The organism is Kothea flammea (assembly GCF_052161645.1).
In the GTDB taxonomy this organism is placed as follows: Bacteria; Planctomycetota; Planctomycetia; order Pirellulales; family Pirellulaceae; genus Laterigemmans.
This window is the reverse complement of sequence record NZ_CP197414.1, coordinates 4,324,386-4,350,025: the sequence shown is the minus strand read 5'-3', so window position 1 is coordinate 4,350,025 and position 25,640 is coordinate 4,324,386. Positions and strand designations below refer to the sequence as shown.

General features: G+C 55.6%; 16 protein-coding genes. 9 read left to right on the top strand and 7 right to left on the bottom strand.

Annotation, left to right across the window (positions count from 1 at the left end; genetic code table 11):
- Positions 1–62 precede the first annotated feature (62 nt).
- Positions 63–2,270, top strand: coding sequence for a 1,4-alpha-glucan branching protein GlgB (gene glgB / locus SH139x_RS16430; RefSeq protein WP_488350859.1), 2,208 nt, complete (start codon positions 63–65; stop codon positions 2,268–2,270).
- 124 nt (positions 2,271–2,394) lie between these two features.
- On the top strand, positions 2,395–2,802 hold the full coding sequence (locus tag SH139x_RS16425; protein WP_488350858.1) for a bifunctional nuclease family protein: 408 nt from the start codon (positions 2,395–2,397) through the stop codon (positions 2,800–2,802).
- 167 nt (positions 2,803–2,969) lie between these two features.
- On the opposite strand, the gene SH139x_RS16420 is transcribed toward SH139x_RS16425, so the two are convergent.
- Positions 2,970–4,367 carry a BBP7 family outer membrane beta-barrel protein gene (locus SH139x_RS16420; protein WP_488350857.1) on the bottom strand — a complete coding sequence of 466 codons (1,398 nt, stop codon included), beginning with the start codon at positions 4,365–4,367 and terminating at the stop codon, positions 2,970–2,972.
- A 217-nt stretch (positions 4,368–4,584) separates the two neighbouring features.
- Between SH139x_RS16420 and SH139x_RS16415 the strand changes: the two genes are divergently transcribed.
- Both SH139x_RS16415 and SH139x_RS16410 read left to right on the top strand, forming a co-directional pair.
- Complete coding sequence (locus tag SH139x_RS16415) at positions 4,585–6,720, top strand: preprotein translocase subunit SecA (protein WP_488350856.1); 2,136 nt, start codon at positions 4,585–4,587, stop codon at positions 6,718–6,720.
- Between the two features lie 33 nt (positions 6,721–6,753).
- Positions 6,754–7,809, top strand: a complete 1,056-nt coding sequence (locus SH139x_RS16410; protein ID WP_488350855.1) for a SelL-related redox protein — start codon at positions 6,754–6,756, stop codon at positions 7,807–7,809.
- A 54-nt stretch (positions 7,810–7,863) separates the two neighbouring features.
- Here the strand turns inward: SH139x_RS16410 and SH139x_RS16405 are convergent, their stop codons facing one another.
- The gene (locus SH139x_RS16405) at positions 7,864–9,651 is read right to left on the bottom strand and encodes an alpha/beta hydrolase (RefSeq protein ID WP_488350854.1); all 1,788 of its coding nucleotides are present in this window, start codon (positions 9,649–9,651) and stop codon (positions 7,864–7,866) included.
- Between the two features lie 188 nt (positions 9,652–9,839).
- Between SH139x_RS16405 and SH139x_RS16400 the strand changes: the two genes are divergently transcribed.
- The 5 genes from SH139x_RS16400 to SH139x_RS16380 all read left to right on the top strand — a co-directional run bounded on the left by SH139x_RS16400 (position 9,840) and on the right by SH139x_RS16380 (position 16,143).
- Positions 9,840–10,004, top strand: a complete 165-nt coding sequence (locus tag SH139x_RS16400) for a DUF1328 domain-containing protein (protein WP_488350853.1) — start codon at positions 9,840–9,842, stop codon at positions 10,002–10,004.
- Between the two features lie 144 nt (positions 10,005–10,148).
- On the top strand, positions 10,149–12,341 hold the full coding sequence (gene rlmKL / locus SH139x_RS16395; protein ID WP_488350852.1) for a bifunctional 23S rRNA (guanine(2069)-N(7))-methyltransferase RlmK/23S rRNA (guanine(2445)-N(2))-methyltransferase RlmL: 2,193 nt from the start codon (positions 10,149–10,151) through the stop codon (positions 12,339–12,341).
- 267 nt (positions 12,342–12,608) lie between these two features.
- A complete protein-coding gene (locus tag SH139x_RS16390; RefSeq protein ID WP_488350851.1) occupies positions 12,609–13,004 on the top strand; it encodes a GntR family transcriptional regulator in 396 nt (131 codons plus the stop codon).
- Positions 13,005–13,060: 56 nt separating this feature from the next.
- Positions 13,061–13,996, top strand: a complete 936-nt coding sequence (locus SH139x_RS16385) for an ABC transporter ATP-binding protein (protein WP_488350850.1) — start codon at positions 13,061–13,063, stop codon at positions 13,994–13,996.
- Entirely contained in the window at positions 13,993–16,143 is a 2,151-nt protein-coding gene (locus SH139x_RS16380) for a hypothetical protein (RefSeq protein WP_488350849.1), read from the top strand. The genes SH139x_RS16385 and SH139x_RS16380 overlap by 4 nt, the downstream gene beginning before the upstream one ends.
- 134 nt (positions 16,144–16,277) lie before the next feature.
- Here the strand turns inward: SH139x_RS16380 and SH139x_RS16375 are convergent, their stop codons facing one another.
- The 5 genes from SH139x_RS16375 to SH139x_RS16355 form a co-directional block, all read right to left on the bottom strand.
- On the bottom strand, positions 16,278–17,057 hold the full coding sequence (locus SH139x_RS16375; RefSeq protein WP_488350848.1) for an SDR family NAD(P)-dependent oxidoreductase: 780 nt from the start codon (positions 17,055–17,057) through the stop codon (positions 16,278–16,280).
- A 99-nt stretch (positions 17,058–17,156) separates the two neighbouring features.
- A complete protein-coding gene (locus tag SH139x_RS16370; RefSeq protein WP_488350847.1) occupies positions 17,157–22,967 on the bottom strand; it encodes a neutral/alkaline non-lysosomal ceramidase N-terminal domain-containing protein in 5,811 nt (1,936 codons plus the stop codon).
- 55 nt (positions 22,968–23,022) lie between these two features.
- Complete coding sequence (locus SH139x_RS16365) at positions 23,023–23,658, bottom strand: DinB family protein (RefSeq protein WP_488350846.1); 636 nt, start codon at positions 23,656–23,658, stop codon at positions 23,023–23,025.
- A gap of 149 nt (positions 23,659–23,807) precedes the next feature.
- Positions 23,808–24,881 (bottom strand): 2-keto-3-deoxygluconate permease, encoded by a 1,074-nt coding sequence (locus SH139x_RS16360; protein ID WP_488350845.1) that lies wholly within the window; start codon positions 24,879–24,881, stop codon positions 23,808–23,810.
- Between the two features lie 12 nt (positions 24,882–24,893).
- Positions 24,894–25,598: a GntR family transcriptional regulator gene (locus tag SH139x_RS16355; protein WP_488350844.1), complete on the bottom strand. Its 705-nt coding sequence runs from the start codon at positions 25,596–25,598 to the stop codon at positions 24,894–24,896.
- Positions 25,599–25,640 lie beyond the last annotated feature (42 nt).

Below are 25,640 nucleotides of genomic sequence, written 5' to 3'. Positions count from 1 at the left end.
CCTTGAAAAATAGATTTGAATTGCCAACAACAGCCTTTGGAAACTAAGAAAGTAAAGTCATTATGCACACGGAAGTATCGCTCGCTCAGTTGGGACGGTTGATCGAAGGCTCACATGCGAACCCGGCATCTCTGTTGGGGCCGCACCGCATTGACTATCAGGGGCGTCCGGCGACTGCGGTGCGGACGTTTGTTCCCGATAGTCAGCAGGCCTGGTTGATCGATGGGCCCCAGGGCGTGCCGAGGCCGATGCGTCGATTGCACCCAGCCGGTTTTTTCGAGGCAATTCGGCCACTAGAAGACGACTCCGTTCCTTACCGTATCCGCGTAGCCAAACGCTCCGGCGAGATTATCACCATGCAAGATCCCTACGCGACACCCTCTATCCTCAGCGATTTTGACCGCTATCTCATTGGCGAGGGTCAGCATCGCCGGCTCTATGATCGCCTTGGCGCCCAGGTCCGCACCGTTGACAATACGCAAGGCGTGAATTTCGCCGTCTGGGCCCCCAACGCTCGCGCCGTGCAAATCATTGGCGACTTCAATGATTGGGATGGGCGTCAGCATGGCATGCGAGGCAGCGAGGCGGGCATTTGGGAATTGTTCGTTGATCAGGCGGAACCGGGACAGTGTTATAAGTATCGCTTGCTCGATGCCAACGGACACTGGGTTGATAAGAGCGATCCGGTCGGTTTTGCTGCTGAACTGCCTCCCCGCACGGCATCGGTCGTGGCCGATCTAGCAGACTACCAATGGCAAGACGATGCTTGGATGTCGAAGCGTCGCGAGCAGGACGCGTTGGCCAGTCCGATGTCGATCTACGAAGTGCATTTGGGCAGCTGGATGCAAGGTGGATCGCGATCGCACGGTTGGTTCAATTACCGTGAACTGGCCGAACGTTTGGTCGAATACTGTCAACGCATGAACTTTACCCACTTGGAATTGATGCCCGTCAGTGAGCATCCATTCACCGGTTCTTGGGGGTATCAAACGGTCGGTTATTTTGCTGCCACAAGTCGTTTTGGTTCGCCGCAAGACTTTATGTACTTCGTCGACTATTGCCATCAACATGATATTGGCGTGATTCTCGACTGGGTACCCGCGCACTTTCCCCGAGATTTGCACGGCTTAGCGCATTTCGACGGCACGGCGTTATATGAGCACGGTGATCCGCGGCAGGGCCAGCATCCTGACTGGGGAACCAATATCTTTAATTATGGCCGGAACGAAGTCAGAAATTTTTTGGTCTCCAACGGCTTGTTTTGGCTAGACCGATATCACATCGATGGTCTTCGCGTGGATGCGGTCGCGTCAATGATATATCTCGATTATAGTCGCGAGCAGGGTGAGTGGATTCCCAACGCGTACGGTGGGCGTGAGAATCTCGAAGCGTTGCATTTCCTGCGAGACTTTAATACGGCGGTAGCTGAGGATTATCCTGGCGCGCTGACCATCGCCGAAGAATCGACTGCTTGGCCGGGAGTTTCCCGCCCCGTTGAGGATGGCGGTTTGGGCTTTTCGCTGAAGTGGAATATGGGTTGGATGAACGACTCGTTGCGATATTTCCACAACGATCCCATTCATCGCCAGTACCATCACAACGAACTGACCTTCAGTTTGATCTATGCCTTTACGGAAAACTTTGTGCTGCCGCTGTCGCACGACGAAGTGGTGCACGGCAAGGGCGCGCTGCTCAGCCAGATGCCTGGCGATTTATGGCAAAAATTTGCCAACCTGCGACTGCTGTATTCCTACATGTGGACCCACCCCGGGAAAAAACTGTTGTTCATGGGTGGCGAAATCGGCATGTGGAACGAATGGAATCATGACCGCGGCGTGGAATGGTCACTGCTGGACTTCGATACCCACCGGGGAATTCAACAGTGCGTGGCTGACCTCAATCGCTTGGTGATTGAAAACCCTGCTTTGTACCGAAACGACTTTTCCGGCGACGGCTTCGAGTGGGTTGATTGCATGAGTGCCACCGACAGCGTGTTGGCCTACCTTCGCAAATCGGATCGCGATGACCCGCCGCTGCTGGTGTGTTGTAACTTGACCCCGGTGGTGCGTCAGACGCATCGGGTGGGCGTGCCGACGGGTGGTTTTTGGAGAGAGATTTTCAACAGCGACGCGGCGATTTACGGTGGCAGCAACGTGGGCACGCATCCCGGTGCTCAAGCAACTGGGCAGGGGCATCATGGCCGCCCCGATTCGTTGCTGATCGACTTGCCGCCGTTGGCTGTGACGGTGTTTCGCCACGAGGGTGGTTGAGCGACCGACCTGGAAAGCTATTTTCTGGGGGGCGTTTAGCTGAGGGCGGTTTGCGTTATAATTGGGGAGGTCGCGGGCGATTGCCTGCGATGCCTCCCTTCCTAATCTTTGCGAGCGAACACAGATGCCCGTGCAAATGCAACTGGCGCGGATCATCATCAGCGAAATCAGCGAGAACCAGGTGATCTACCTGCGTGAGATCGACGGTGATCGTCAGTTTCCGATCTTGATCGGTATCTTTGAGGCTACCAACATTGACCGTCGGGTCAAAGAAAACTATCAGCCTCCCCGCCCGCTGACTCACGATTTAGTCGTCACCGTCGCCGAATCACTCGGCGCGGAAGTCGACTCGGTGGTGATTTCGGAACTGAGAGAACACACTTACTTTGCAAAATTACGGCTGAAACGCGATGGGGAGTTGATCGAGATCGATTCGCGGCCCTCCGATGCGATCGCCGTCGCAGTGACGTTTCAACCGCCATTGCCCATCTATGTGTCCGAAGATGTGCTCGATGATGCTATGAAGCCTTAAAGGTTTGGTTGGGAAATAAAACAAGGGCGTGGCTCCCCGGAGAAACCACGCCCTTGTCGTTTGTCGCATTCAAAAGCCGCTGTTCGCAGTCTTTGTGCCAGTCCAGCGAAAGCTAGGATTTAATTGAAAGCCACTGTTAGCTGTAAAGTCAGACGATGAACTAACACTTAGTAGGTGAAAGTCAGACCCAAGTCGATACCTTGCAACCAAAACCCATCGTTCTCGATCGTGTAACCAATCGATTGAGCACCAGCCAGGTCGGAGAGCACCCGCGTGCCGTCGAGCACTGGATTCACTTGGTTGCCCGCCAGAGCGACGTTGTTCCAGTAGATGAACGAGTAGCCGACAGTAAAGTTCACTTGCTTGCGAGGTGAGTAGCCAAGCTGGATGCCTAATTCGGGAGCGAAGCTGAACTCATCTTGCTCGTGCAGACCTTGTTGCCCTTGCACATAGAAGCCGTTGGCAAAGTTATTACCAGGCCCGGGTGGGTCAGGGAATACTGCATTCCGTGACGAACCCGCGATCCGAACCCGCTGGTTCATGTTCCCCAAGTGGACCTTGGAGAGGGTCGTCAACGACCATTTTCCACGGTTGAACATCGTTTCGATACCCAACTGTCCGCCGTAGAACCTATTCTCCGCATCGTAGGAATCGCGGAAGGAACGCAGTTGGAAGTTGTTTGAATTCGAGCGGCTCTCGAGTGTCAATTTGTCATCGATCGCGAAAGAGCTAAAACCGCCAATCAGATCGATGCTGTAGTTAGAACCGGTATCGAAGTTCAAACGGCCGTACACTTCGGTAGCAAGCAAATCGAGTTCGGAAACCGCCCGAAAATCTCCCGTGACGTTGCCGGGTTGACCGGAGACCAACAGTTGCTGGAACTCGGGACCGCCGAGAGCCGTAGTGTTGAAGAAGGGACGACCGATGGTGTTAGCCGAGCTCGTGCTGCTGGCCGAAAAGTCTTCCTCGTCGCCGAACAGACCCCAAACGCGGGCACCGATGCCGATGGTTCCGTCACCGAAGAAGTGTCCGTAGTCCAATCGAAAACCAGGAGCGAAGCCGCTATCGATCGGGTTACCGAACTGGTTATCAAAGTTTGGTCCGGTGGTCAGCAGCGGCGGTGAATCACGTTCGCCAGCAAACCATAACAGGGTTTCCGCCCGGAACCATTTTTTGGGACGAGCTCGGCTGCTGCTGACTCGGGAACCGCTGGTTGTTCCACTAGCAAATACAGGGTATGCTTCTGTATAGCTGGTGTCGTGTGCGGCCGCGTCAGCGATTTCCGACACGGGCATCGGTTGCGGAGCTTGCAAGGAACTAGGTTCCGAGGCAATATCCCCGACGAACGACATGTCACCGACAAAGTCGTCATCAATGGCTGCAGCGGGAGTGATCTCACTGTCGAAGTCTAGATCACCGACTATGCCCACCGCTCCATCTCCCAAGGTTGATCCTTGATCAACGCCAGGGGGGTGAAGGTTGGGGGTCCCGCGATCTTGAGCATTGACTCTCGCGGCTGCCACGAGCAGCATGGCAAGAGTCACCGTGGTTATGGAGCTTTTCATTATGACGGCCTATCGATCCGTGTTTTGCTGGCACAACTGCCCTTACAGGATCGACCGCTTTGGCCGGTAATTGTAGAAGACTCGGAAAGCTCGGAAAAGTCTTCGCAAACCCCCTAGCTTCCTTCGGTTTCGTAGGAAAAATGGCTGCCCATTTTGTGGCTGGGCGATATCATGAGAAGAACTTGCGGATTGCCTCGAAATATTCAGGAAATGTTGGATGTCATCGCCAGAAACCGAACCAGGTACCCCTGTTTCGCTCAGCGTGAACCAAACGGCTGCCGGAGGACGACCCTCTGAGGAGCAGTCGACTTCTGCTGCGCAATCTCCGGCTCTCGTTGAATTGCCCCCCGCAAATATCGTGGCTGATGAGTTAACGACGGCTGATCCGTTGGCCGTGATCCGTGACGATGTTGGCTTGGCATTCGGCACGTGGGTGTCGGTCGGGATGCGTCCGCGTCTGCTCCGTTGGCGGCGTTGGTTGCAGCAGATTACGGAAATCGAACCGACGCTGCGGAATGAGTCGGACGCCGATTTGCGAAAACGTAGCTTGGCGCTGCGGTATCGCGCGAAATCTGGCGAGTCGCTCAAGTCGCTGCTTTCGGAAAGTTACGCGTTGGTTCGCGAGGCGGGGCGGCGAGCGCTGGGGATGCGGCATTACGATGTGCAGCTGGTCGGCGGCATGTCGTTGTTCGAGGGCTGTATTGCCGAGATGCAGACCGGTGAAGGTAAAACGCTGACCGCCACCCTGCCTTTGTACTTGCACAGCCTCGTGGGCAAGGGTGCCCATTTGGCAACGGTCAATGATTACTTGGCTCACCGGGATGCCGAGTGGATGCGGCCGCTGTTTGAGTTCCTCGGTTGCTCGGTTGGTGTGATTCAGACTCCCGATGACCAGGGCGGTCGCCGGAAGAGCTACGCCTGCGATGTCACCTACGGCACCGCGAAAGAGTTCGGCTTTGATTTTCTCCGCGACCGGTTGTTGCTCCGAGCTCAAAATCGTCTTGGCTCCAACTCCTTGGGCGATGTGCAGTCCCAATTTGCCACCAGTGGCGACCAACCAGTGATGCGCGGCGTGCACTTCTGTTTGGTCGATGAAGCGGATAGCATTCTCATCGACGAAGCCCGTACGCCCCTAATTATCGGTTCAATTGAAGATACCGTTCGCGATCAAATTGTGGAGACATACCACTGGGCAGCGGAGAACGCCCCCAAGTACGAAGAAGATGAGCACTATGAAATCGATGATGAAACGAAGAAATATGAATTGACCGGTCGCGGTCGCAGCCTCGTCCGTTCGCTGCCCAAATCGGACTTGGTGCGGACCATGGGCTTGGTCGACCTGTACGAGTACACCGAGCGGGCGATTAAGGTTTACAAAGAGTTTCTGCTTGATCGTCAATACGTGATTCGCCCCGGTCAACAAGGGGACGAAATTGTTATCGTCGATGAGTTTACTGGTCGGTTGGCCGAGGGTCGAAAATGGCGCGACGGGATTCATCAAGCGATTGAAGCAAAGGAGAATATCACGATCTCCGTACCCACCGGCCAAGCCGCTCGCATCACCGTGCAGGACCTCTTCCTGCGTTACAAGCAGTTGGCCGGGATGACCGGTACGGCCGCCACCAGTGCTCGCGAACTGCGTCGCATCTACCGCACCCCCGTGATCCGCGTTCCCACTAATCGCCCTCCCCGCCGCGTGCGATTGTCCGACCGAGTCTTCGGTACGATGCAGGAAAAATTTGTTGAGATCGTGGCGGAGGTCAAGGAGATGATCGAACAGGGTCGGCCCGTCTTGATCGGGACGCGGTCGATCGATAAATCGGAGTTGCTTTCTCAACTGCTCGACGCCGAAGGGATCGAGCATGAAGTCCTGAACGCCAATAAGGTTGCCGAGGAAGCCGAGATTGTGGCGCGGGCCGGTACGCCTGGCAAAGTCACCGTCGCAACCAACATGGCGGGGCGTGGTACCGACGTTAAACTGCTGGCCGAAGTCGAACAGATTGGCGGGATGCACGTCATCTGCACCGAGCTGCACGACGCCGCCCGGATTGACCGCCAGCTAATCGGGCGTTGCGGACGCCAAGGTGACCGCGGTTCTTATCGTCAGTACTTGTCACTCGACGATGATATCCTGAAGAACGGTTTTGGCCCTGAAAAGGCCGCCAAGCTAAAGCAGCTCGGGGAAAATTCAAACGGTCCCTTTCACAGCATGGCGGGCTCCTTCCGCAAAGCGCAAATGCGTGTCGAGCGGAAGCATTTTCGAGATCGTATGGTGTTGTTGCACCATGAAAAAGAACGCAAGAAATTGCAACGCGAAATCGGCCAAGACCCCTACTTGGATACTCCCGATTGATCGCCCTCTAGCCCTCGCAAGATGGTACCCAGCATGACAGCCGCTCCACCGCCCACGAACAGCTCCCCGGTGGGTGCTGTCACGCCATCCGATCACCAATTACAAGCGTTATCAACGCTGCCACAGCAGGCGATATCCGACCTGATGGCTCGCAACGTGTTGATTTTGGCGGCCTGCTATAATCTGCTGTGGGGCGGTTGGGTTGTGCTACGTCCGCTTGATCTGTTCATTTGGACTGGGGCGACCGCTCCTTTGTACCCGGGGATCTGGCAATGCGTGGGAATGATCGTGGGGGTCTATGGCATTGGCTACGCGATTGCCGCCAGTGATCCTTATCGCCATTGGCCAATCGTGCTGGTTGGACTGTTGGGGAAACTGTTTGGGCCACTCGGTTTTCTGTTAACTCAGATCATGCCCGCCCCAGCCGACACAGCCCAGTTGCCGCTGAGCTGGGGGCTGACGCTGATCACCAATGATCTTATCTGGTGGATCCCGTTTGCGGCAATTTTGATCGCCGCTTTTCGCCACCACACCGCTCCCGGAGACGTGTCGAACGAGGCACTCAGTATTCCTGAGGCCAACCAGCGGTTCCGCACGCAACATGACGTAACGCTTGCCGCACTTGCATCCCAACGCCCCGTGATGCTCTTGTTCCTGAGGCATTCGGGTTGCACGTTTTGCCGCGAAGCGCTCAGCGACTTTGCCCGCAGTCGTCAGCAATTAGAGTCCCAGGGTGTCACGCCGGTGCTGGTCCACATGGGAGATAATCAAGAGCAAGCAGGTTTCTTTGCCGCTTATGGAGTCGACGACGTGCATCGCGTCAGTGATCCTCAGCAATTGCTTTACCGGGCCTACGACCTGCATCGCGGCGGTTTTCAGCAATTATTGGGGCCTCGAGTTTGGTGGCGAGGTTTCAAAGCGGCTATCTTGGGCCGCCATGGTGTTGGCAAACTGGTGGGGGATGGTTTTCAGATGCCAGGCGTGTTCTTAGTGTACAAGAATCAGGTGTTGGCGGCGAAACGTCATGACACCGCAGCCGACCGCCCCGACTATTGCCAATTTGTCGCGGAAGGACAGCGGGGAGTTTAAGTGCCACGCGATTACTCAACCTATCTAATTATGCAGCCAATCTGATTGGCGAGCTTATCTGATTGGCGGACTGGCACCGGCTGCCATGTCCCCGCCCACGATCCGCCAATAAATCAAGCTGGCCGCTTGCTGCGGCATCAACATCTGCCGTTGGCTAGCGGGCAAGCGCTGGTGCATCAATTCAAATAGGTCGGTGAGGATCGCTCGGCTATCGCCGTAATAGCTGTGTCCGAGCAGTGATAAATCAATCCCCGAAACATCAATGGTTTCGATTCCCGGCACAACCACGATATTGGCTCCCGCGTCTCCGGCCCGCGGATAACCATGGACTTGTTTGGATGCGATCAAGGCGCGGTCATTCGACGAAGCGTACAGCGTAACCTGCTCTGCCATGCTAAGGACGCGATTCGCCAAGTCGCGGCGGAAGTAGTCGGCATCAATATCGGGAGCCGCCAATACCACGCGATCAAACAGGGGCGGGGAGTTATTACCGCGGATTAAACTGATTTCACTCAGCGCCGCGGTCAGTGCACGATTCCCCATGCTGTGGGCAACCAAGTTGATGGAACGGGCCCCGCTTCTGGCAGCCAAGTCGGTAAGGAAATCACGCAGGTGACTGACCGTCCAGGCGACGTTGTTTTCATCCACTTTGTAACCCAGCAACGTGCCTTGACTGGGCCAGCTATAACAAACCGGAACGCCGCGAAAAGGTAGATCCACGGCCAATTGCGCGGTCCTTCTCACGGCTGATTCAAAGTCAACATTGTAACCGTGAATAAAGACCATCAACTCGCGTTCGGAAGTCTCTTTTAAACTAGCTTGCATGCGACGATAAAAATCATTGTTATTTAATTCCGTCGCGCTCGTCATGACGATATGCTTGCTCTGGTCCTCAGCAAACTCAAATCGCAAGATGCTGGGCCGTTCGACTTTGCCCCGCTCGTGGCTCGCCGGGACCGTGACTTCGGCGATGCCCTGCGTGAGCACGCCCCGCTCTGCCGTGTAGGTCACCCCAGTTTTTTCAATGTTGGCGACTCCACGACTGACCATCGTTACTGCCATCAAGGCACAGCCACCGGCTGCTAAACCTGCCGCAGCTCCCAGCTTGCTGCGCCCGCGAAATAAAGAGAACACGGTGACAAAAAAGCAGATGCTGCCGAATCCGATCAATGCCAACACGGGCGCTCGCTCGCCACTCATGCCGTAGGACCCTAGCGGCACGGCATCCGGCGCTCGGTCGGTGGCATAGTAGACGGCAACCGTGGCGTATTCGTCATCCGCAGAGTAGGTCGCGCCGGTGGGCAAGCCTGCGAAGGGCGCATCGTCGGGTAAAGCGTTTGGTGGGTTGCTCGGTAAATCACTGGGGCTGGCCGCCTCCGCACGTTGCGGTTGCCTGCTCAGGCTGTTTGTCCTGGCTTTTTTTGGCGTCAAGGCTCTCGGCTGCTCCGACGGTGCCATGATCGAAGAACCCGAACGCACGACTCGTGGTGGTGTGTCGGCGAAACCATCTGAGGCCGCTTCTCCGCGATATGGCTCTATCGCATATCCGCCACCACTGGCTGTTTCACTGCTACCGGTATCATCGCCCGTCAGATCACCAATACCGACGTTACCGCCGTAGCTGCCAGCGCTAGGTCGGTTCGGTTCATCGTTGGCTAGCGGAGCGGGTAATTCGGTTGCCCCGTTGTCGGGGGTTTCCGCGGGCAGCATGGTTGCTGTGGGATCCTCCGCCGGATGTTCGCTTTGCTTCGCGGACTCGCTCGAGCAACCAATCAACAAACCGCTGCAAAGTAGCAGGCAGATACCCGGCCAGCGTGTGGGTCGGCTGTCATGAGGGTTCATCGGAGCATCCATTTGATTCGCGAGGGTGCGGAGTCGACATTCTCAAACCTGCTTATCAAATTTGGCCGCTGGGTGTCGAGATCAAGATCGCGGCACGGGGTTTGCTCTTCCTACGGGCAGAGGTGGAAAACCACTGGAAAGCCGCTAGTTGAGATATTTTTTTCACAAACTGCAAAGCGAGATCTTAAATGCTTTATTACGCCCTCATCTTTTTTGTGCTGGCACTGATTGCCGCTGCCCTCGGCTTTGGAGGCATCGGAGGCGCTTTGGCGAGCGTGGCCCAAATTCTGGCAATCGTCTTCATTGTGCTGTTCGTGCTGAGCTTGATTTTTGGCCGTCGCGTCGGCACCTAGGCCTTCCGTGGAGCCCGTGTGCCTACTTGCTATTCAACTAAGCTTGCGAGATGTTCAGGATCTTGCGGGCACCGCGTTCGGTGATTGTTAAGCCGCAATGGAATCGAATCCTCATCCGTGCCCCTTGCGGCAGCGTACATTCGCATGCAACCGAGCTCTCCGCCCTCAGATTCTTCAGCTCCTCCCTCCGCAACGTTTGATTTACTCGCCACCTGCGGTTTCGGGCTGGAAAAGTTGATTTGCTACGAACTCAGCACTTTGGGGTACGAGGGTCGCGTCGTTTCGCCAGGATTTGTTGCGTTTAAAGGCACTGCTGAGGCAGTTTGCCGAGCGAACATTTGGCTACGAACTGCGGATCGCGTGCTGATCCAGCTTGCCCAGTTTCCGGCGGCAGATTTTGACGCCCTATTCGAGGGTGCCAAGCGGGCAGCTTGGGAACATTGGATCGGAGCCTTAGATGCGATTCACGTCACGGCTCACTCGGTGCGTTCCCAACTGCATAGCGTTCCCGCGATTCAACGAGCCGTCAAAAGGGCCATTGTCGATCGACTGTGCCAAGTCCTTCAAGTCGACGCACTGCCCGAAACGGAAACCGCCTACGAAGCTCGCGTGGCCTTGATCGCCGACCAGGCATGGTTGACGCTCGATACGACCGGTCCCAGTTTGCATCGACGCGGATACCGTTTGAAATACCGACGTGACGATCTCAAGGAAAGTATGGCGGCCGGTATAGTTATGCTCAGCCGTTGGAACCGCGAACAACCGCTGCTCGATCCCTTCTGCGGCAGCGGCACTATCCTAATCGAAGCCGCCATGATTGGCCGCCGCTTAGCTCCCGGACTGCACCGCACTTTTGCCGCTGAAAGCTGGCCGACAGTCCCCAGCGAAGTTTGGGACCAAATTCGGCAGGCCGCGGCGAGCGCAGCGCTGGATGACCTTCCCGATCGAATCGTAGGTGTCGACACGAACGTGCCGGCGCTGCGTCAAGCGCGGGAAGACGCCGCGCGAGCGGGTGTTGAAAATTCAGTTCACTTCCAGCCCAAATCGTTCACAGATTTAACGTCGCGTCGCCGTGGCGGTTGGGTAATCACGACTCCTCCGTGGGCAACTGCCGGTCGTGAATCGACTCAAATACTCGAACAATTGCCGGTCGTGTTGAGGACGCTGAAAACGTGGTCCCACGCGATTCTGTCCGACGTCAAAAGTCTGGAAAAGGTCTTTGGCCGGCGCGCTGACCGGCGGCGAAAACTTTATAACGATCGACGACAGTGCATGCTTTATACGTTCGTCGTTCCCGCAGATCAGCCGAATACTGAAGAACAGCCGCTTGCTGAGGGCCAACCGCGTGCCGTGAATCAACAGCGGGCCGCGTTTGGGAACCTTACGGAGAAAGCCTACGAACAGGCAGGGTTGTTTGAGCGCCGTTTAATAAAGCGCGCAAAGCATTTTCGCCGTTGGCCCACTCGCCAAGGAATCAGCTGTTTTCGTTTATACGATCGCGACATTCCGGAGATTCCCTTGGTCGTTGACCGCTACGATCAATACTTGCACATCACCGAGTATGAGCGTCCCCATGACCGCGACCCGGCAACGCACGCCAATTGGCTAGACTTAATGGTGGCTACGGCGGGAAAGACGCTGCAGATCCCACATCAGCATGTCTTTTTTAAGAGTCGCCAACGGCAACGAGGCTCCACACAGCACGAGCGGGTGGCCCAGCAGCGAAATGAAGTCCAAGTCACCGAGGGGGGGCTGAACTTTTGGGTCAATCTCTCGGATTATGTTGATACCGGTTTGTTTCTCGACCATCGCATCACGCGCGGCATGGTGCGTGATGAAGCGGCGGGAAAGCGGATGGTAAACCTCTTCGCCTACACGGGCTCGTTTTCCGTCTACGCGGCCCACGGCGGTGCGATCGAAACCACCACCGTCGACCTTTCACCAACTTATTTGGAATGGGCGCAAAGGAATCTCAGCAGCAACGGCTTTACGGGTGATAACCATCGAGTCGTCCGCGCAGATACGCTTTCGTTTCTCACCAATCTGCCACGCAAACCACTTTATGATTTGGCTGTGGTTGATCCTCCCACCTTTTCCAATAGCAAAAAGACCGACCAAGACTGGGAGGTTCAATCAGGTTATATCGCCGTATTGAATGAACTGATGCTCCGCATGTTCAGCGGTGGAGTGATCTACTTTTCTAACAATTTTCGTCGCTTCAAGTTTGCCGAAGAGTTGATTCAAGCGCAGTCTATCCATGAGATCAGCAATCAGACCGTACCGGCCGACTATCGTAACCGTCGCATCCATCGCTGTTGGAGAATCATTGCACGCTAAACTGCGTTGATCGGCTAGCCTCGTTTGTTCACAAGGGGCGATCTGGCATGGTATGACCCCTTCGCGTACGAGCGAGTACGAGCGACTTTTCTCCCGTCCCGCTGTTCACGCCGTAAGAACCTATTCGAACAACATTAGCCGCTTTGGCGCTAGCCGGCGGCTCTTGTGGGTTTTCGGCTAGGTCCTAAATTCTAGAAAAAGACTTGACGGGCTTGATCTACTCGCGTACTGTACTATGGTCCGCAGTACAGTAGTGGAGAGTGCTAGATGCTTCGTATTCAAATCACCACCGGCAGCTCGTTGCCGATCTACCGCCAAGTGGTGGATCAGATCCGCGGTGCGGTAGCGACCGGCAAGTTGGCTGTTGGCGCTCCGCTTCCCAGCGTCCGGGCTTTGGCGAGCGAGTTGGTTGTCAATCCCAACACGATCGCAAAAGCCTATGCGATGTTGGTTCGCGACGGCGTCTTGGAAAGCCATCAGGGACGCGGCTATTTCGTCGCTCAGCAGAGGGAAATTTATACCCGCAAAGAACGCCTGCGGCGGCTTGCTGAGATCATCGACCCGTTTTTGGCCGAAGCCGTATCGCTGGGGTTTGACGAGTCGCAGATCGTGCAGGAAATCCAAAAGCGAATGCGGAATCTAAGCCTGGGCCGGTCTGACTGAAACGTCTATCGGCGACAAATATTCTGATTCATCAATACCGAGGAGAAACTAGAACAATGATTGATCCCGTCATTCATACATCCAGGCTGACTCGCTATTTTGGCAGTCGTCCGGTGGTTCGCGACCTGGACCTTAATATACTTGCTGGCCAAGTCACGGCGTTGCTGGGGCTTAACGGTGCTGGCAAGACGACGACGATTCGCATCATTATGGGCCTCCTCCGGCCAACTCGCGGCGATGCGTTCGTGTGGGGCGAGAACACCGTCACACTCACCCCTGAAACACGCCGACGCGTCGGATATATGGTGGAGGGGCATTTCCTGTTTTCGTGGATGACAGTTGAGCAAGCCGCCCAGTTTCAACGAGCCGGTTATCCGCACTGGGATGACCGGTTATTCGAGCAAATTGTTCGTCATTTCTCAATTCGCGGATCCGCTAGAATCGGCGAACTCAGCCGCGGGCAACGAGCCGGCGTGTCGTTGGCATTAGTACTCGCCCCCGATCCCGAGTTGTTAGTATTGGACGATCCAGCTTTGGGACTCGATCCGGTCAGCCGCCGGGCCCTGAATGAAACCTTGATTGAGTTCGCGGGGGATGGCAAGCGAACTGTGCTGCTAAGCACTCACTTGCTGGACGATGTCGAACGCGTGGCCGATCGTGTCATGGTACTCACCGAGGGGCAACTGAAAGTCGACACAACGATGGAAGACTTCGCCACTCGCGTGACGGGGTTTGCCGTGGAGGTCGATGTTGTCGATCCCCAAAAAGTGGCTGCGGTTCCAGGGTTGATCGAGGCGCGGCGAATCGGTCGGCGGTTGCAGTTGACGGTTGCCGATGCCGACCAAGAGACACGAGCGGCGGTGGATCGCCTCGGTGGTTCTTCGGTCGAACCAATCGAGTTGACGTTCTCTGATTCGGTGCTGTCTTACCTGACTCGTGCTGGTGGCGAGTCCTCTTTTCTTAATGCCATGCGAGCGGGAGCGGAACGATGATTAACGGGCTAGTCTGCAAACCACTGTTTTTCAAGGAGCTGCGCGAGACGCTCCGTTGGACCCCAATTGGGATGATTGTCGTCGGGTTCTTGTGTTGGCAATCGACCCCCACCTCATTCAACCTCTATGGAAGCCTTGCGGTCCAGTACGTAAGGTTTGCGGGCGTGGGGGCCGGCCTGGTTGCTCTGGCGATTGGCTTGTTGCAATCACTCGGCGACTCGCGAACCGATGCGCGGGGGTTCTTATTGCATCGACCGATTAGCCTGCGTTCGATTTTCACGACAAAACTGCTTGCGGGATTTGTTGCCTATTGGATTTGTTTGGCACCGCCCCTGATCGTGACGGCCATTCGTTTGGCTATCCTCGGGCCAGATCGAGTGCCAGTCAGCCCGCTGGACTTGTTGCCCCTTGTGTTGTCGTGCTGGGTGATTTTTTTGCTCCATCCGGCCGCGATGTGGACGATCTACCGAACGGCACGTTGGCTTGGTACTCGCACATTACCACTGGTATTTGCGGGTTGCGGCATCCTGTTGGCTGTTGTGCTGATGTTGGAATCGAGCGGCTGGTGGTTGCTCGGGTTCTTTCCGCTGGTCGTCGCGGTTTGGTATTTGGTTACCATATCCGCTGCCTGGAGCGCGTTTTCCCACGAGACCTTTATGCCCACGCCTGCCTCGGGCGAAGCCACCTCAGCCTCACGTGCGATCGGTTTGTTTGTCGGTTGCGTCGCCCTGCTAACAGTATTTTCTGTCACGTTGTCCCAAGTTTTGCTGAACAATACCCAGCAAGATCTCGTCGCTTATGAATTGGCAATCGAAAAAGACGGTAACCTGTGGGAAGTTCAGAATGTGTATCGCCAAGGTGTTTTGACTGTCGGGAAAGAGTCGGAGAAACTCGGGCGCCCCGTTCTCATCGGCCAATCGCAGGATGATGCATTTGCCTCGTTACCTGATGATTGGCAGCGTGCTAACCTTATCGGTTTTGTCCCGTACGCATCCGCAAAGTGGTATGATCGCTTCGCCTTTATTGGACAAATTATCGACGGCGATGCGACTTTTGGTTATTTCAACTTAGTCGTCCACGGAGGCAAAGTCTTAGTTTACGGTCAACGCAATGGTGTCGAGTACATCATTACTCCCGAGGGAGTTTTTGATCCGGAAGATCGACCCACCGGACGATTTCGCGACGCCAAAGTGCTCTCCAGTCCTACCAATTGGGTCGAGGTTCGTCTGCAGTTGGAACGCAATCCACTCTTGATCGCCGATAGCGGGGTTTTTCAAATCGAGCTCGCTAGTCGCAAATTAACGCGATTGGTCGATGCAGAGGTCGCTTCGGCCGCAATTGAGCTACCCGAGACCAAGGGTGATGTCGCTTCCCTATGGACGATCACCCACGATCGATTGTCACGCTATCGTCTCACTTCCACGGTTCCTGATGAACCCTTGGAATCGGCGAACGATTCCATTATCAGCAAGACTTTCCTGTACCCTCTGCCGTCGCTTAACGCGGAAATGGTCAAGGACTTTGCCATCAACCCGATCAAGGATCCGTCACTGGCTACGGTTGCTGTCATTGACGACTCAAATGTTGTGGTGAAAAGCCCGGCCGGTGATTTTCAATACCATATTCAAAGTGTGAGTGTTGATTCGGAGGTGACCAAGTCAGGAATCGTTCGGACCAGCGTCAACAGCACCGCGTATTCCATCGGTCCCGAGTTGTACCTCATGCCACCGGGGGTGATTGGGTTGAGTTCGGCGGTTGCCTACTTCATTCGAGACGACATCGCTTGGGACGAGACGGGAGGCTTTAGCTCTGCGGTACGCATCTTTATTGGCGGTGTGATCATTCACGCGCTGTTGGCCGCGGCGTTAGCTTTTTGGATCGCTGGGAATCGAGGAGTATCGCGAACCGCTAAGTTTTGGTGGTCAGTGTTGGGTGCGACCTTTGGTGTCGTCGCGTTGCCGGCGATCCTCGTGATTCATGCCAAATTGGTTTATGAAAGGTGTCCGGAATGTGATCAGCCGCGGCGAATCGATACCAATCGTTGCGGTCTTTGCGGAGCGGAGTGGGAACGTTTGCCTCGTGAGGGAAACGAATTGATCGGTGGTTGGTTAGCGGAAAAAGCAATGCATGTCGAAAACCCGGCATGAGTTCTCCACTTACCTTCACCATACGTTCTTTGCTTTAGATTTCATCGCGGTGTCATGGCTGAACAACCGCGAGCAACACCCGGTTTCCGGAAAATGTGAAATGTGGAATTGAGAAGAGAGGAATTTGGCTGGGTTTAAAACTTCACCTGGAAACCGGCAATCATCATTCCGGCATCCACCGTGAGTGTTTGCCCGGTAACCAGCTGACTGCCAGTGATTAGGCTGATGATGCCGTCGGCAATATCCTTGGGCTGGCAGACGCGGCCGAGAGGCAGCGTCCGCTGGCAGGCTGCTTTGATCTGGTCGTAACGCTCACCCAGTCCCGCTTCTGTCCAGCGACCCTCAATGAATCCGGGAGCGATCCCATTGACGCGTATATGCGGAGCGAGCGTTCTCGCCAAGGATACGGTGAGGTTATCCAGCGCCGCCTTTGTACAGCAATAAGGAATGGAGCTCCCCTGTCCCAACTGTGCCGCCACGCTGGAAACATTGATAATCATGCCACCACCCACTGCCAGCATCGGCTGCTGAACGGCACGCGCGCAGTGGAAGGAACCAATCACGTTGACTTTATATAGCCGTTCCCAGACTTCATCGGAAACGGCGTCGAGATCCGCGAAGGGAATAAATTCCGTTGTCCCGGCACAGTTGACCAGCACATCGACTCGCCCCAATTCGCTGACTGCCCGATCCACCATCGCGCGGCAAGCACGATCGTCCGCCACGTCGGCTGGATAGGCGAAAGCTCGCCTGCCCAAATCTCTGATTAGGTGACTGGTCTCCTCCGCCTCGGCTTCTGATCGCGAATAATTCACGACCACGTCATAGCCGAGTTCGGCGAGCGCAATAGAAGTTTCTTTCCCGACTCCTGTGCCACCGCCCGTTACAATGGCTACCTTGCTTTCCGATTGCATGATCTTTGTTCACTTTTCTTTTGAGCGGGAATTATTCAGTTCGTCAAACAGCGTTAACAATACGCTGGCCAACGGGTTCCAAGCGACGACGCGGCCGGCTCAATTCTCTGCAACAGGTTGCCGGAGATAGGTTAGTAAGTCGGCAAAATCTTGCGGCGTTAGTTCCGTTTCTAAACCCTCAGGCATAAACGAGCGATTCGTGTTCTGCAAGTGTTCAATTTCTGCTCTCGAAACAGTGCGTGCTAGCCCGTTGGCTTGCTTGATCGTGATACTGTTCGCCGTTTCACCAGCAATGATTCCAGCCAACACTTCACCACTTGTGAGCAAGCATGTGTAAGCTTGATATCCGGGCTGAATGTCGATATTTGGATCAAAAATATTGTTCAGCAACTTCTCATTGGAGTGTGCGGCCACGGTGGCTAAATTTGGCCCAACGTTATGGCCCTCGTCGCCCCGCTGGTGACAGTTCGCGCACGTGCGCCTGTAAACCAACTGGCCGGCAGAAGGCTTTCCCGTTAACTGCAGGGCTCCGCGATATTTGTTGATAACCTCTTGGCGGGTGGACAGTCGGCTGCTTTCCAGTAATTGCGTGGCGCGAGCGGCTGTGGACTTGTCGGGATGCTGCAGCAGACGATTACGTTGGGTGAGATCGAGACTAGCTACCGGCATCATTTGTGACTCGATACGGTCGAGCAAGTCGTGTATCCAAGCGTTTCGAGATAACCAAGCTTGCAAGGCAAGAGTTCTAATCTCAGGACTTAGTTCCGACCACACCTCTGCGAAAACCTCCGGTACAGTTGGATCGCCGCTCTGCGCTAAAGTTTCGATTACGTGGGCTTGCCGAGCCGGATCGATTTGGGGGCGGAGCCATGCGGCGAGCAAGCGGACACCGGCGGAACGTGACTTATCCACGCGGCATAACAGCGTCGCGGCACTCAGTCGAAAAGCTACGGGCTGATCTTCATTATTTGCCAATCGTTCAGCCGCCACAAGTAACTGATCCACCCGAGCAACTTGCAAGGCCAGCGGACCTTGTGGATCCATTGCGGAAAGTGCGTGTAAGTCGACTCCCAATTGTTGGAGTAGCAGTAGAAAAGCATCCAAGTCCGGCCAAGGGGCTTCCTCCTTCGGCCCAAGTGCACCCCGCAGCAACGCCGCGAGTGAGTCTTGATCATTTGCGGCGAGCGACTGTCGCAGCAGCGGCAAGCGATATGCGGCTATGACTTGGGGGCCTGATTGAGTGACTCCGCTTACGAAACCGCCGCCATGCGATAACGCGGAACTCATGACTGCCGCGACCATAAACGAGTCGTCAGGAAAGCGTGATGCTAAGGTGACCAAGGCATTGCTCGCCAGCGGCGTACGCCATTCACCAAGAGTTAAGGCCAGCTGCAAACAGACTTTGGCATCTGGGGCATGCGCGAGCTGACAAGCGGCAGCCTGCACGGTTACAGATGGATAGTTCTCTGCCACGCGAATCGCATTTTCCCGCACACGCGGATGCGGGTCGGCCAGAGCAGTGAGCAAAGTATCCTGCTCCAGGGCATCCATTCCCGCCAGCACCCAGATTGCTTGCAGGCGGGTTTCTGGACGCCTGCTCGTGGCAACCAAAGCCTCCAATAACGGCACGGAACTTGGGTCGTGATTCCAAATCAACAGCTGCTGCGCTTTATCGCGCTGCCAATCATTCGCCGACTGCAAAGCGGCCACTAATTCCGGCGTGGTGGCTTGCTCCAGAGACCAACTCTGTCGCTCGCCGCCACCGCTGGGCACGACACGATATATCCGACCATGTTGATCACCGAGGCGATAATGTGGTACCAGCTCCGCTTTGCCTTCTTTGGGCAACCAATCGGGATGTTCGATCATGTAGCGATACATATCGGCCACCCAGAGGCCACCGTCCGGCCCGGTCCTTACCATGACGGGGCGGGACCAGCGATCTTCGCTTGCGAAGAAGTCGTGAGCACCTTCGGCCAGTGGACGCCGTGCTCGATAACTCACTCCGTCATCGATCAGCACGTTGTGTTGGATGAGGTTGTGAAAGGGCTCGCACGTGAACGCGTGAGCCAACGCGTCGCTTCCAAACAGCAATGCATCATTGTAGATCATGCCGCTGCAGGCCGATGTAAATCGTCCCGACTGTTCAAAGCTGTGATAGCGTTTTTGCAATTCGCTGATCGGGTAAACTTTGGGGCTGCCGGGGCCGACCAAATGGTTTAACGGAGTCACCGTTGGTACGTGTGGATTCCGCCCCAGGTAGCGATCTGATAGCACGTAATGCCATAGCGGGTTCGCGTTTTGAGTACCAAACCAATGCCCCCAAGCGTTGCGGTTGCGTCCATACTGGGATGGTCCCGATTCCAGTTCCAGCTCGCCCGTGTCGGGTTTGAAACGAAAATCTCGGCTACCTAAAGTATGGGAGGCACCGGTGCGGTGTGACGTCACCTGAGTACCCAAGCCATGATTCGCGTGGTGCCCGCCGTTGGCGCAGTAAACCCAATTATCAAGTCCCCAACGCAGATGGTTCATGCGCAGCTGTTGATTCCCTTCGTTAAACCCGCTGAACAGTACTTCCTGAATGTCGGCGCGACCATCGCCATCGGTGTCCGCTAAGTATAAGATTTCCGGGGCAGCCGTGACCAACACGCCCTCTCGCCAAGTTAGGATGCCGTTTGGAAATCGCAAACCATCGGCGAAGATCTGGTTTGTCTCATACTTTCCGTCACCGTCGCGATCCTCGAGCACACGCACACGTCCGCCCGGTTTGCCGCGACCGTCCAATCCCAAGGGATAATCTGACATTTCCGCGACCCAAAGTCGCCCGGCTTGATCCCAATCAAAGGCGACGGGATCAACCACTGCCGGTTCCGCCGCCACCACTTCTGCGCGAAAACCGCGGGGAACATGAAGCCTTTCCACGGATTGTTCGATCGAAAGCGGTTGGCTATCGGGTGCGGGCGCTCCTTGGGCAGGTTCGTCTTTGCGGGTTGGACCTTTGGCGTTGTCGGAGGCGGTTTCAGCATTTGAAATAGCATCTTGAGCTGCCGCATTCAGCTGGTAAATCTCAGCAGCATCCAGCGCGCGATCAAACAACGCCAGATGAGCAACGTTGCCCCGCAGCGGTGCGAAGAAATCACTGCGTGCGCCGAAGAAATATTCGTCGCTGCGGGTTGTTACTTCGATCGTGGTGTCAATCTCAGCTAGCGGGTCGCCGTTCAGAAAGACTTGGACCCGCTCTCCGTCGCGGATCATTACCGCATGGTTCCAGCTTCGCGGCTCGATGGTCGATCGACCGGCCACTACTTGATTGCTGGTGTTGCCATTGAAAAAAATCAACTTACCGGTCAGATCGCCTCGATAAGAGCCGCCGATGCCGACGTGATCACCCGGAGCCAACGCGTCGCCAGGTTCACCTCGCGAGAAGATGTACGCGGTGACGGGCCGAACATGGGTTTCCAGTTCATTGTGGAACCAGAAAGAGACGGAGTAGGCAGGAGCCGAGGCGAGGCCCTTGCCAGCTAAGCGACCGGCGGAAAATCTGGCAAAGGTGTTATCAGTAAATGAGACGTTGCCGGAGCGTTCAAGCTGCGGCGGTGCGGTTGCCAGCGGGCTGGCGATAAGCGGCTTGAGCGATTGCACGACTTTCGCGTAACCTATAGGCAAGACAAGTGGTTCGATGTTGGCCGCGGCTTTCCTCGCTAGCCGCTCCCGCTCGGCGGCTTGCCGCACTCGTTTCTGTTCTATTCCAGATAACTCCCAAAAGTGGTTGATTTCTTCAGCAGTTAACTGGCGATCGAAGACGGCTATCTCGTCCAGCTTTCCTTGCAGTCCGACGCCCAAACGAACTTCCGTTGACCCTTGGTCTGCCAGCTCGAAACTAGTTTGCAAGGCGGGTTCGCTGGCTCCGTTCATAGTCACGTGAATCTGGGCGCCTGTCTTGGAAATGACCGCCATGTTCCACTGGTTGGCGGCCCATTGCGGGGTTGTCTTAGCTTCGCCGCAGACGAGGTTAACAAGGTGATCAGGACCTTGTTGAACCATTACGTTCTCCCCAGACGGGCCCATAAATAAGGAACCGCTGCGTTGGCTGGCTCCGCTCGCTTCTCCCAGCCAGTACCAAAGAACAACCGAGTAATCGGCAGCGACTCCTGGGGCTTGTCCAATTAGTTCACCACCAGCAAAATGGATCGCGCGATTAATCTGCTTTGGACCTGAAAAGTTTCCGGAGATGAGTTGTTCCTGGTCGCCAATGCCTGAGCCACTACCTACTCCCGGTAAGTATAAGGCGTAACCGGGAGTTAGCCTCGCAGGAGGCCCGTCGGGAACGGAATTACGAGCCATTTCCCCATCCTCGTCATTCATTCTCCAATAGGAGATTGGGCCGGCCTCCAGGATCGCCTTGGCGTAAACTCCATGTTGATCTCGCATAACCTGGCGCGCCATTCCGGTCACTTTCTCAAGTCCGCCGATAAGCGTTTCGACAATTTGTGGTTCGGCCGCAACCTCAAGGCCGGCGGTTCGAGCTGGCCAAGTCGTATAACCCCCGAGCACATGTTGCTCGGGTGGCGGGATGTAGCCTACCGCTCCGTTCGCTAATTCAATGTTGAAGTGGGTCTGTCCAGGTGAGCGTCCCCGCAGCTTGAGTCCGGTCAGCGCGTATACTTCATTGGGGAGGGTTGCGATCGTCAAGTCGCCGATGCGAATCGACTGCACTTTAACGTTAGCCTGTTGACGCTGATGCAGAATCATGGCCTCCATGGCGTAGACTTCGGTCATTGTTTTGGGACGATCATCTTCGATTTGCGCTGCGATTGGCTTTGCCCACCGCAGTCGCTGGTCATCAGGGGTGCGATACTTAAGTGTGATGTCTTGCTCCACGATGCCGATGGAGGCAAAGTCACGATATTCGATTTTCCCCAGCGCCGTCTCGGCGTACCGGGCTACCGCGTGGGCGTATCGCTCCATGCTGATCGACTTGGCGGGGACGCCATAATCCATCCACATTAAGTCCCCGCTTGTTCCTTGCGAGAGAGCGACGACGAATGGTCCATTTCCTTCGCCCGGCTGCCCCAGTAAAGACGCGACATGTTTGCAAAACAAGCCGTAATAGTCGGCCGAAACGGCTGCCGCGCCGAAGTAGTGTTGGGAGTAGTTGGCTAGCACGGCAAGTGGTTGCCCGGCGGTCGTTTGCAAGGCGACGACCGTCAGCGTCGGGTCGACGGGCCCCGATGGGCCGATGACAGTGGAACTTTCATATCCCGGATGCATGTGAGCGCGACCGGTTGCCCCGCCAAAGGGATCAACGATGTTGTGTTCTGGTTTACGAATCCAACGTCGGTTATGGGTGTGCTCCCAGTCATCAATCGCTGCCCATCCGATCCGCGCTGGTTGTAGGTTGTCATGAGCGGCAATGATTGCGTTTGCGATCTTGCCGGGCAGCTGGGCGGCATACGTTTCGTCTTGTCGCGTTCCCAGGCAAGCCATTGCCGCCGGGGCAGCGTGGGTGTGCGTAGCCGATACCATCATTTGTGTGACGGGTATCCCCGTCGCTGAGCTTGCGCGATGCTTCGCATCATCGATCAGTTTCTGCGTCATCATGCAGGTATCCACCACCACCATAACCAGCTTGCTCGTCCCGTCGTCCATCACGATCGCGCGGGCGAACAGCTTGTCACTCAACTGACCAGTTTGTCCTTCCAGAAATCCACCGGCAATTCGCACCGGAAACGACTCGGGAGAGATATCCACCGCGACCGCACCCGCACGAAAGTTGCCTGTGGATGCCTGCTGAGTGCTTTCTGGGGCAGCATCCTGACTAACTTCCTCCGCGTTTAACCTGATGAGATTGAGCTGAAATAAAAAGCAGCTCGCGGTACACAGCAGAAGAGCAAAACGAGAGCAGCGCATGGTGTAACCTAAAACAAGGCCTGTAGCTCAAAGTAAGCGATATCTTGGAGTCAAACTAATTTGCAGCGGGTGCTGCCGAAGGCCAATCCGGCAGCTCAAATTTCTTCTCCACGTTGGCCGTATGCTCGCCATAATGTTTTTCCATCTGCAACAGCAAGGCCTCGAGCGAGGGCCAAAAGGTGGCTGGTGGTTTGTCTCTCAGTTGGACATCCTCGAGCAGATAAGCGTACCGACGGCAAAAATCATCGACGCGTTGCATGGCACGCGCTTCATCAGCACCGCTCCATTCGGGGTGTCGCGCTTGATAGTCCGGCGGCATTTGTTTCGGATTCCAGTCGATGACCGGAATGCTCGGATCGAGCGCGTTGTAAATCTGCGAGAAGAAGAGCAATTGGCGTCCCGCCATATGTTCAGCGTTCCAGCGCGGCGTGTGGCTGCCGTTGGACGGCTTAAAGTTCATCTGCTCGACAGACAATTTTCGAAAGACATCTTGCGAACGGCGATTTGCCGCCTCCATGCGATCGAATAAGTCACGAAGGTGAGCTGGAATGGGGGCCGGAGCTTCCAGCATCTGGGCAGCTAAGATCTGGGAACGTGGCTTCGCATCCTCGTCCCCTTGTGCCAGCGCGTTGCCTTGCGTGTGAAGCGAGAGTGTCACGAGTGTGAGCAGTAACAAGTAGTGTTTGAACATGAGCAGGCTCTGGCGTGCGACGAGGGACTGTTAAGCTGCTAATCATAACAGATTCGCTGGCTGGTAATTGCTGCAATCGGAGAATATGCTTCCATGGAACCGGACGCTGGCGGCAAATCAGCAGGTGGCAACTGGCTGGCGGATCGCTGCTATTTCGATTGTGTGTCAGGCTCTCGCTGTTGGCCATAGCGACGGTGCCAGAGGACAACCAACAGCGGGCAAAGGATTGCCGTGACAATCACCGAGATGGAGATTTGGGCGGTGGCGATTGGCACAATCGATCGATACATGCTGTCGGCGGGGTTGTCACTCGCGGTACCAAGACCCGCGGCTAAGGCCACTGCCAGGGGAGTCTGGACCGCATTGCCGGCAGTGGAGGCTTCCGCGAATCCTGCCACCAAAGATTTTTCACCGCTCAGATGGAGTGCCAGCGCTGCGGCTGGACCGGTCAGCAACGCCGTGGCCAATCCCAACGCCAAGCCACCAGCCAGCACGCTGGCGTCCAGAAACACGCTGAAGCTCATTGAGGTGCCTAGAGCGAAGGCAAAGAAAGGAATGCATAGTTTTTCACCGGGTGCCAAAAATTTTCTTGCGGCATCGCTGATTTGGCCGATGGCGAAGCCAATGACCATCGGTAAGAGTACGCCAATAAAGGCAGCGGCTGGAAAGCGCTCGCCCAAGATGCCGAGAGCCAGCAACGTAAAGAACGGGCCATCATTTAAGGAGATCACCGAGACAGCTCCCACGTCGCTGCGATCTCCGTGTTCGCCGGTCAAGGCAAGATATAATCCCCCGTTGCCGTTCGACATGCCGGCAATGACGGCGACAATGGAAAGGCCAAACCAACCGTGGTATGGATCTGACGTGGCCGCAATGGAATAGGCGCAGCCAATTGCGACAAGCAATTTCACCGTGGTAATGATGATGCCTTTTTTGATCGCCCGCTGACCGACGCGAAAATCCATTTGCGCTGCAACGCAAACTAGAAACATGGCAATCAGGGTGGTCGCCCCAGGCCCGGTCAGTGCTGTCGCAAATCCACCAATCCTTAAAAACTCATAGACTTCAGTGCCTGCTTCGTTTGCTATCGGCGGGGCTCCTAAGAACTTCAGCAGTTCCTGAACAGGTTCCAGGTGAGCTTTGTCGACTGTGGATAAGATCGCTCCCGCCAACAGCGGAATGATCATCAAGCCACCAGGGACACTCCGAAACCGGCTGAACATAGTGCGCTTTCTTTAACGCAGGTGGTTGGCGAAAAAGCGTTGCCACTCTTCCAAATGAATGCACATCTTCTCGCGGGCCGCTGTGGAATCTCGGCGCTTTAACGCAGCCAAGATGTCGGCGTGCTCCCTAATCGCTTGTTGCAAAACAGTCACGTCGGTGTGCGAACGATTGAAGATCCGATGCAGTAACCGGTAACGATCAATATCGGCCGCCAACCGTGGGCTGCCAGTTGCGTTCGCGATGGCGGAGTGAAACTCATCGTCGAGCTTGACCCACTGATTGATGGATGCCGCTGTCTGCTTACTCTTGCGAAACGCCTGCAAGTCACTTTCCAACCTTTGCAAACTGGGGCGGTCAATCCGCTGGGCGGCTTTGGCAGCGGCTTCGCTTTCTAAAATGCGCCGCATTTCATAGACATCGCAAACGTCGTCAGGACCAAATGATACGACCACGGGACGCCGATTCGCAGCTTGCACGATTAAGCCGTCCTTCACTAATTGCTTAATCGCTTCATGGATCGGAGTGCGGCTCACGTTTAAAACACGCGCCAATTCGACTTCACTGACTGGCTGGCCTGGCTCCAGCTTGCCGCGAACAATCATTTCGACGAGCGCCTCATAGACCTGTTCGCTCAGTCGTAAACCCGACTCGGGCTTCGCCTTGCCGTTAATCTCAACAGGCTGTGGTTGTTTCCTCGTGTCGCTGGTTCGATTCATAATGCGAAGATGTTTCCCAGTGAATAAATGAGTGAACCGTAC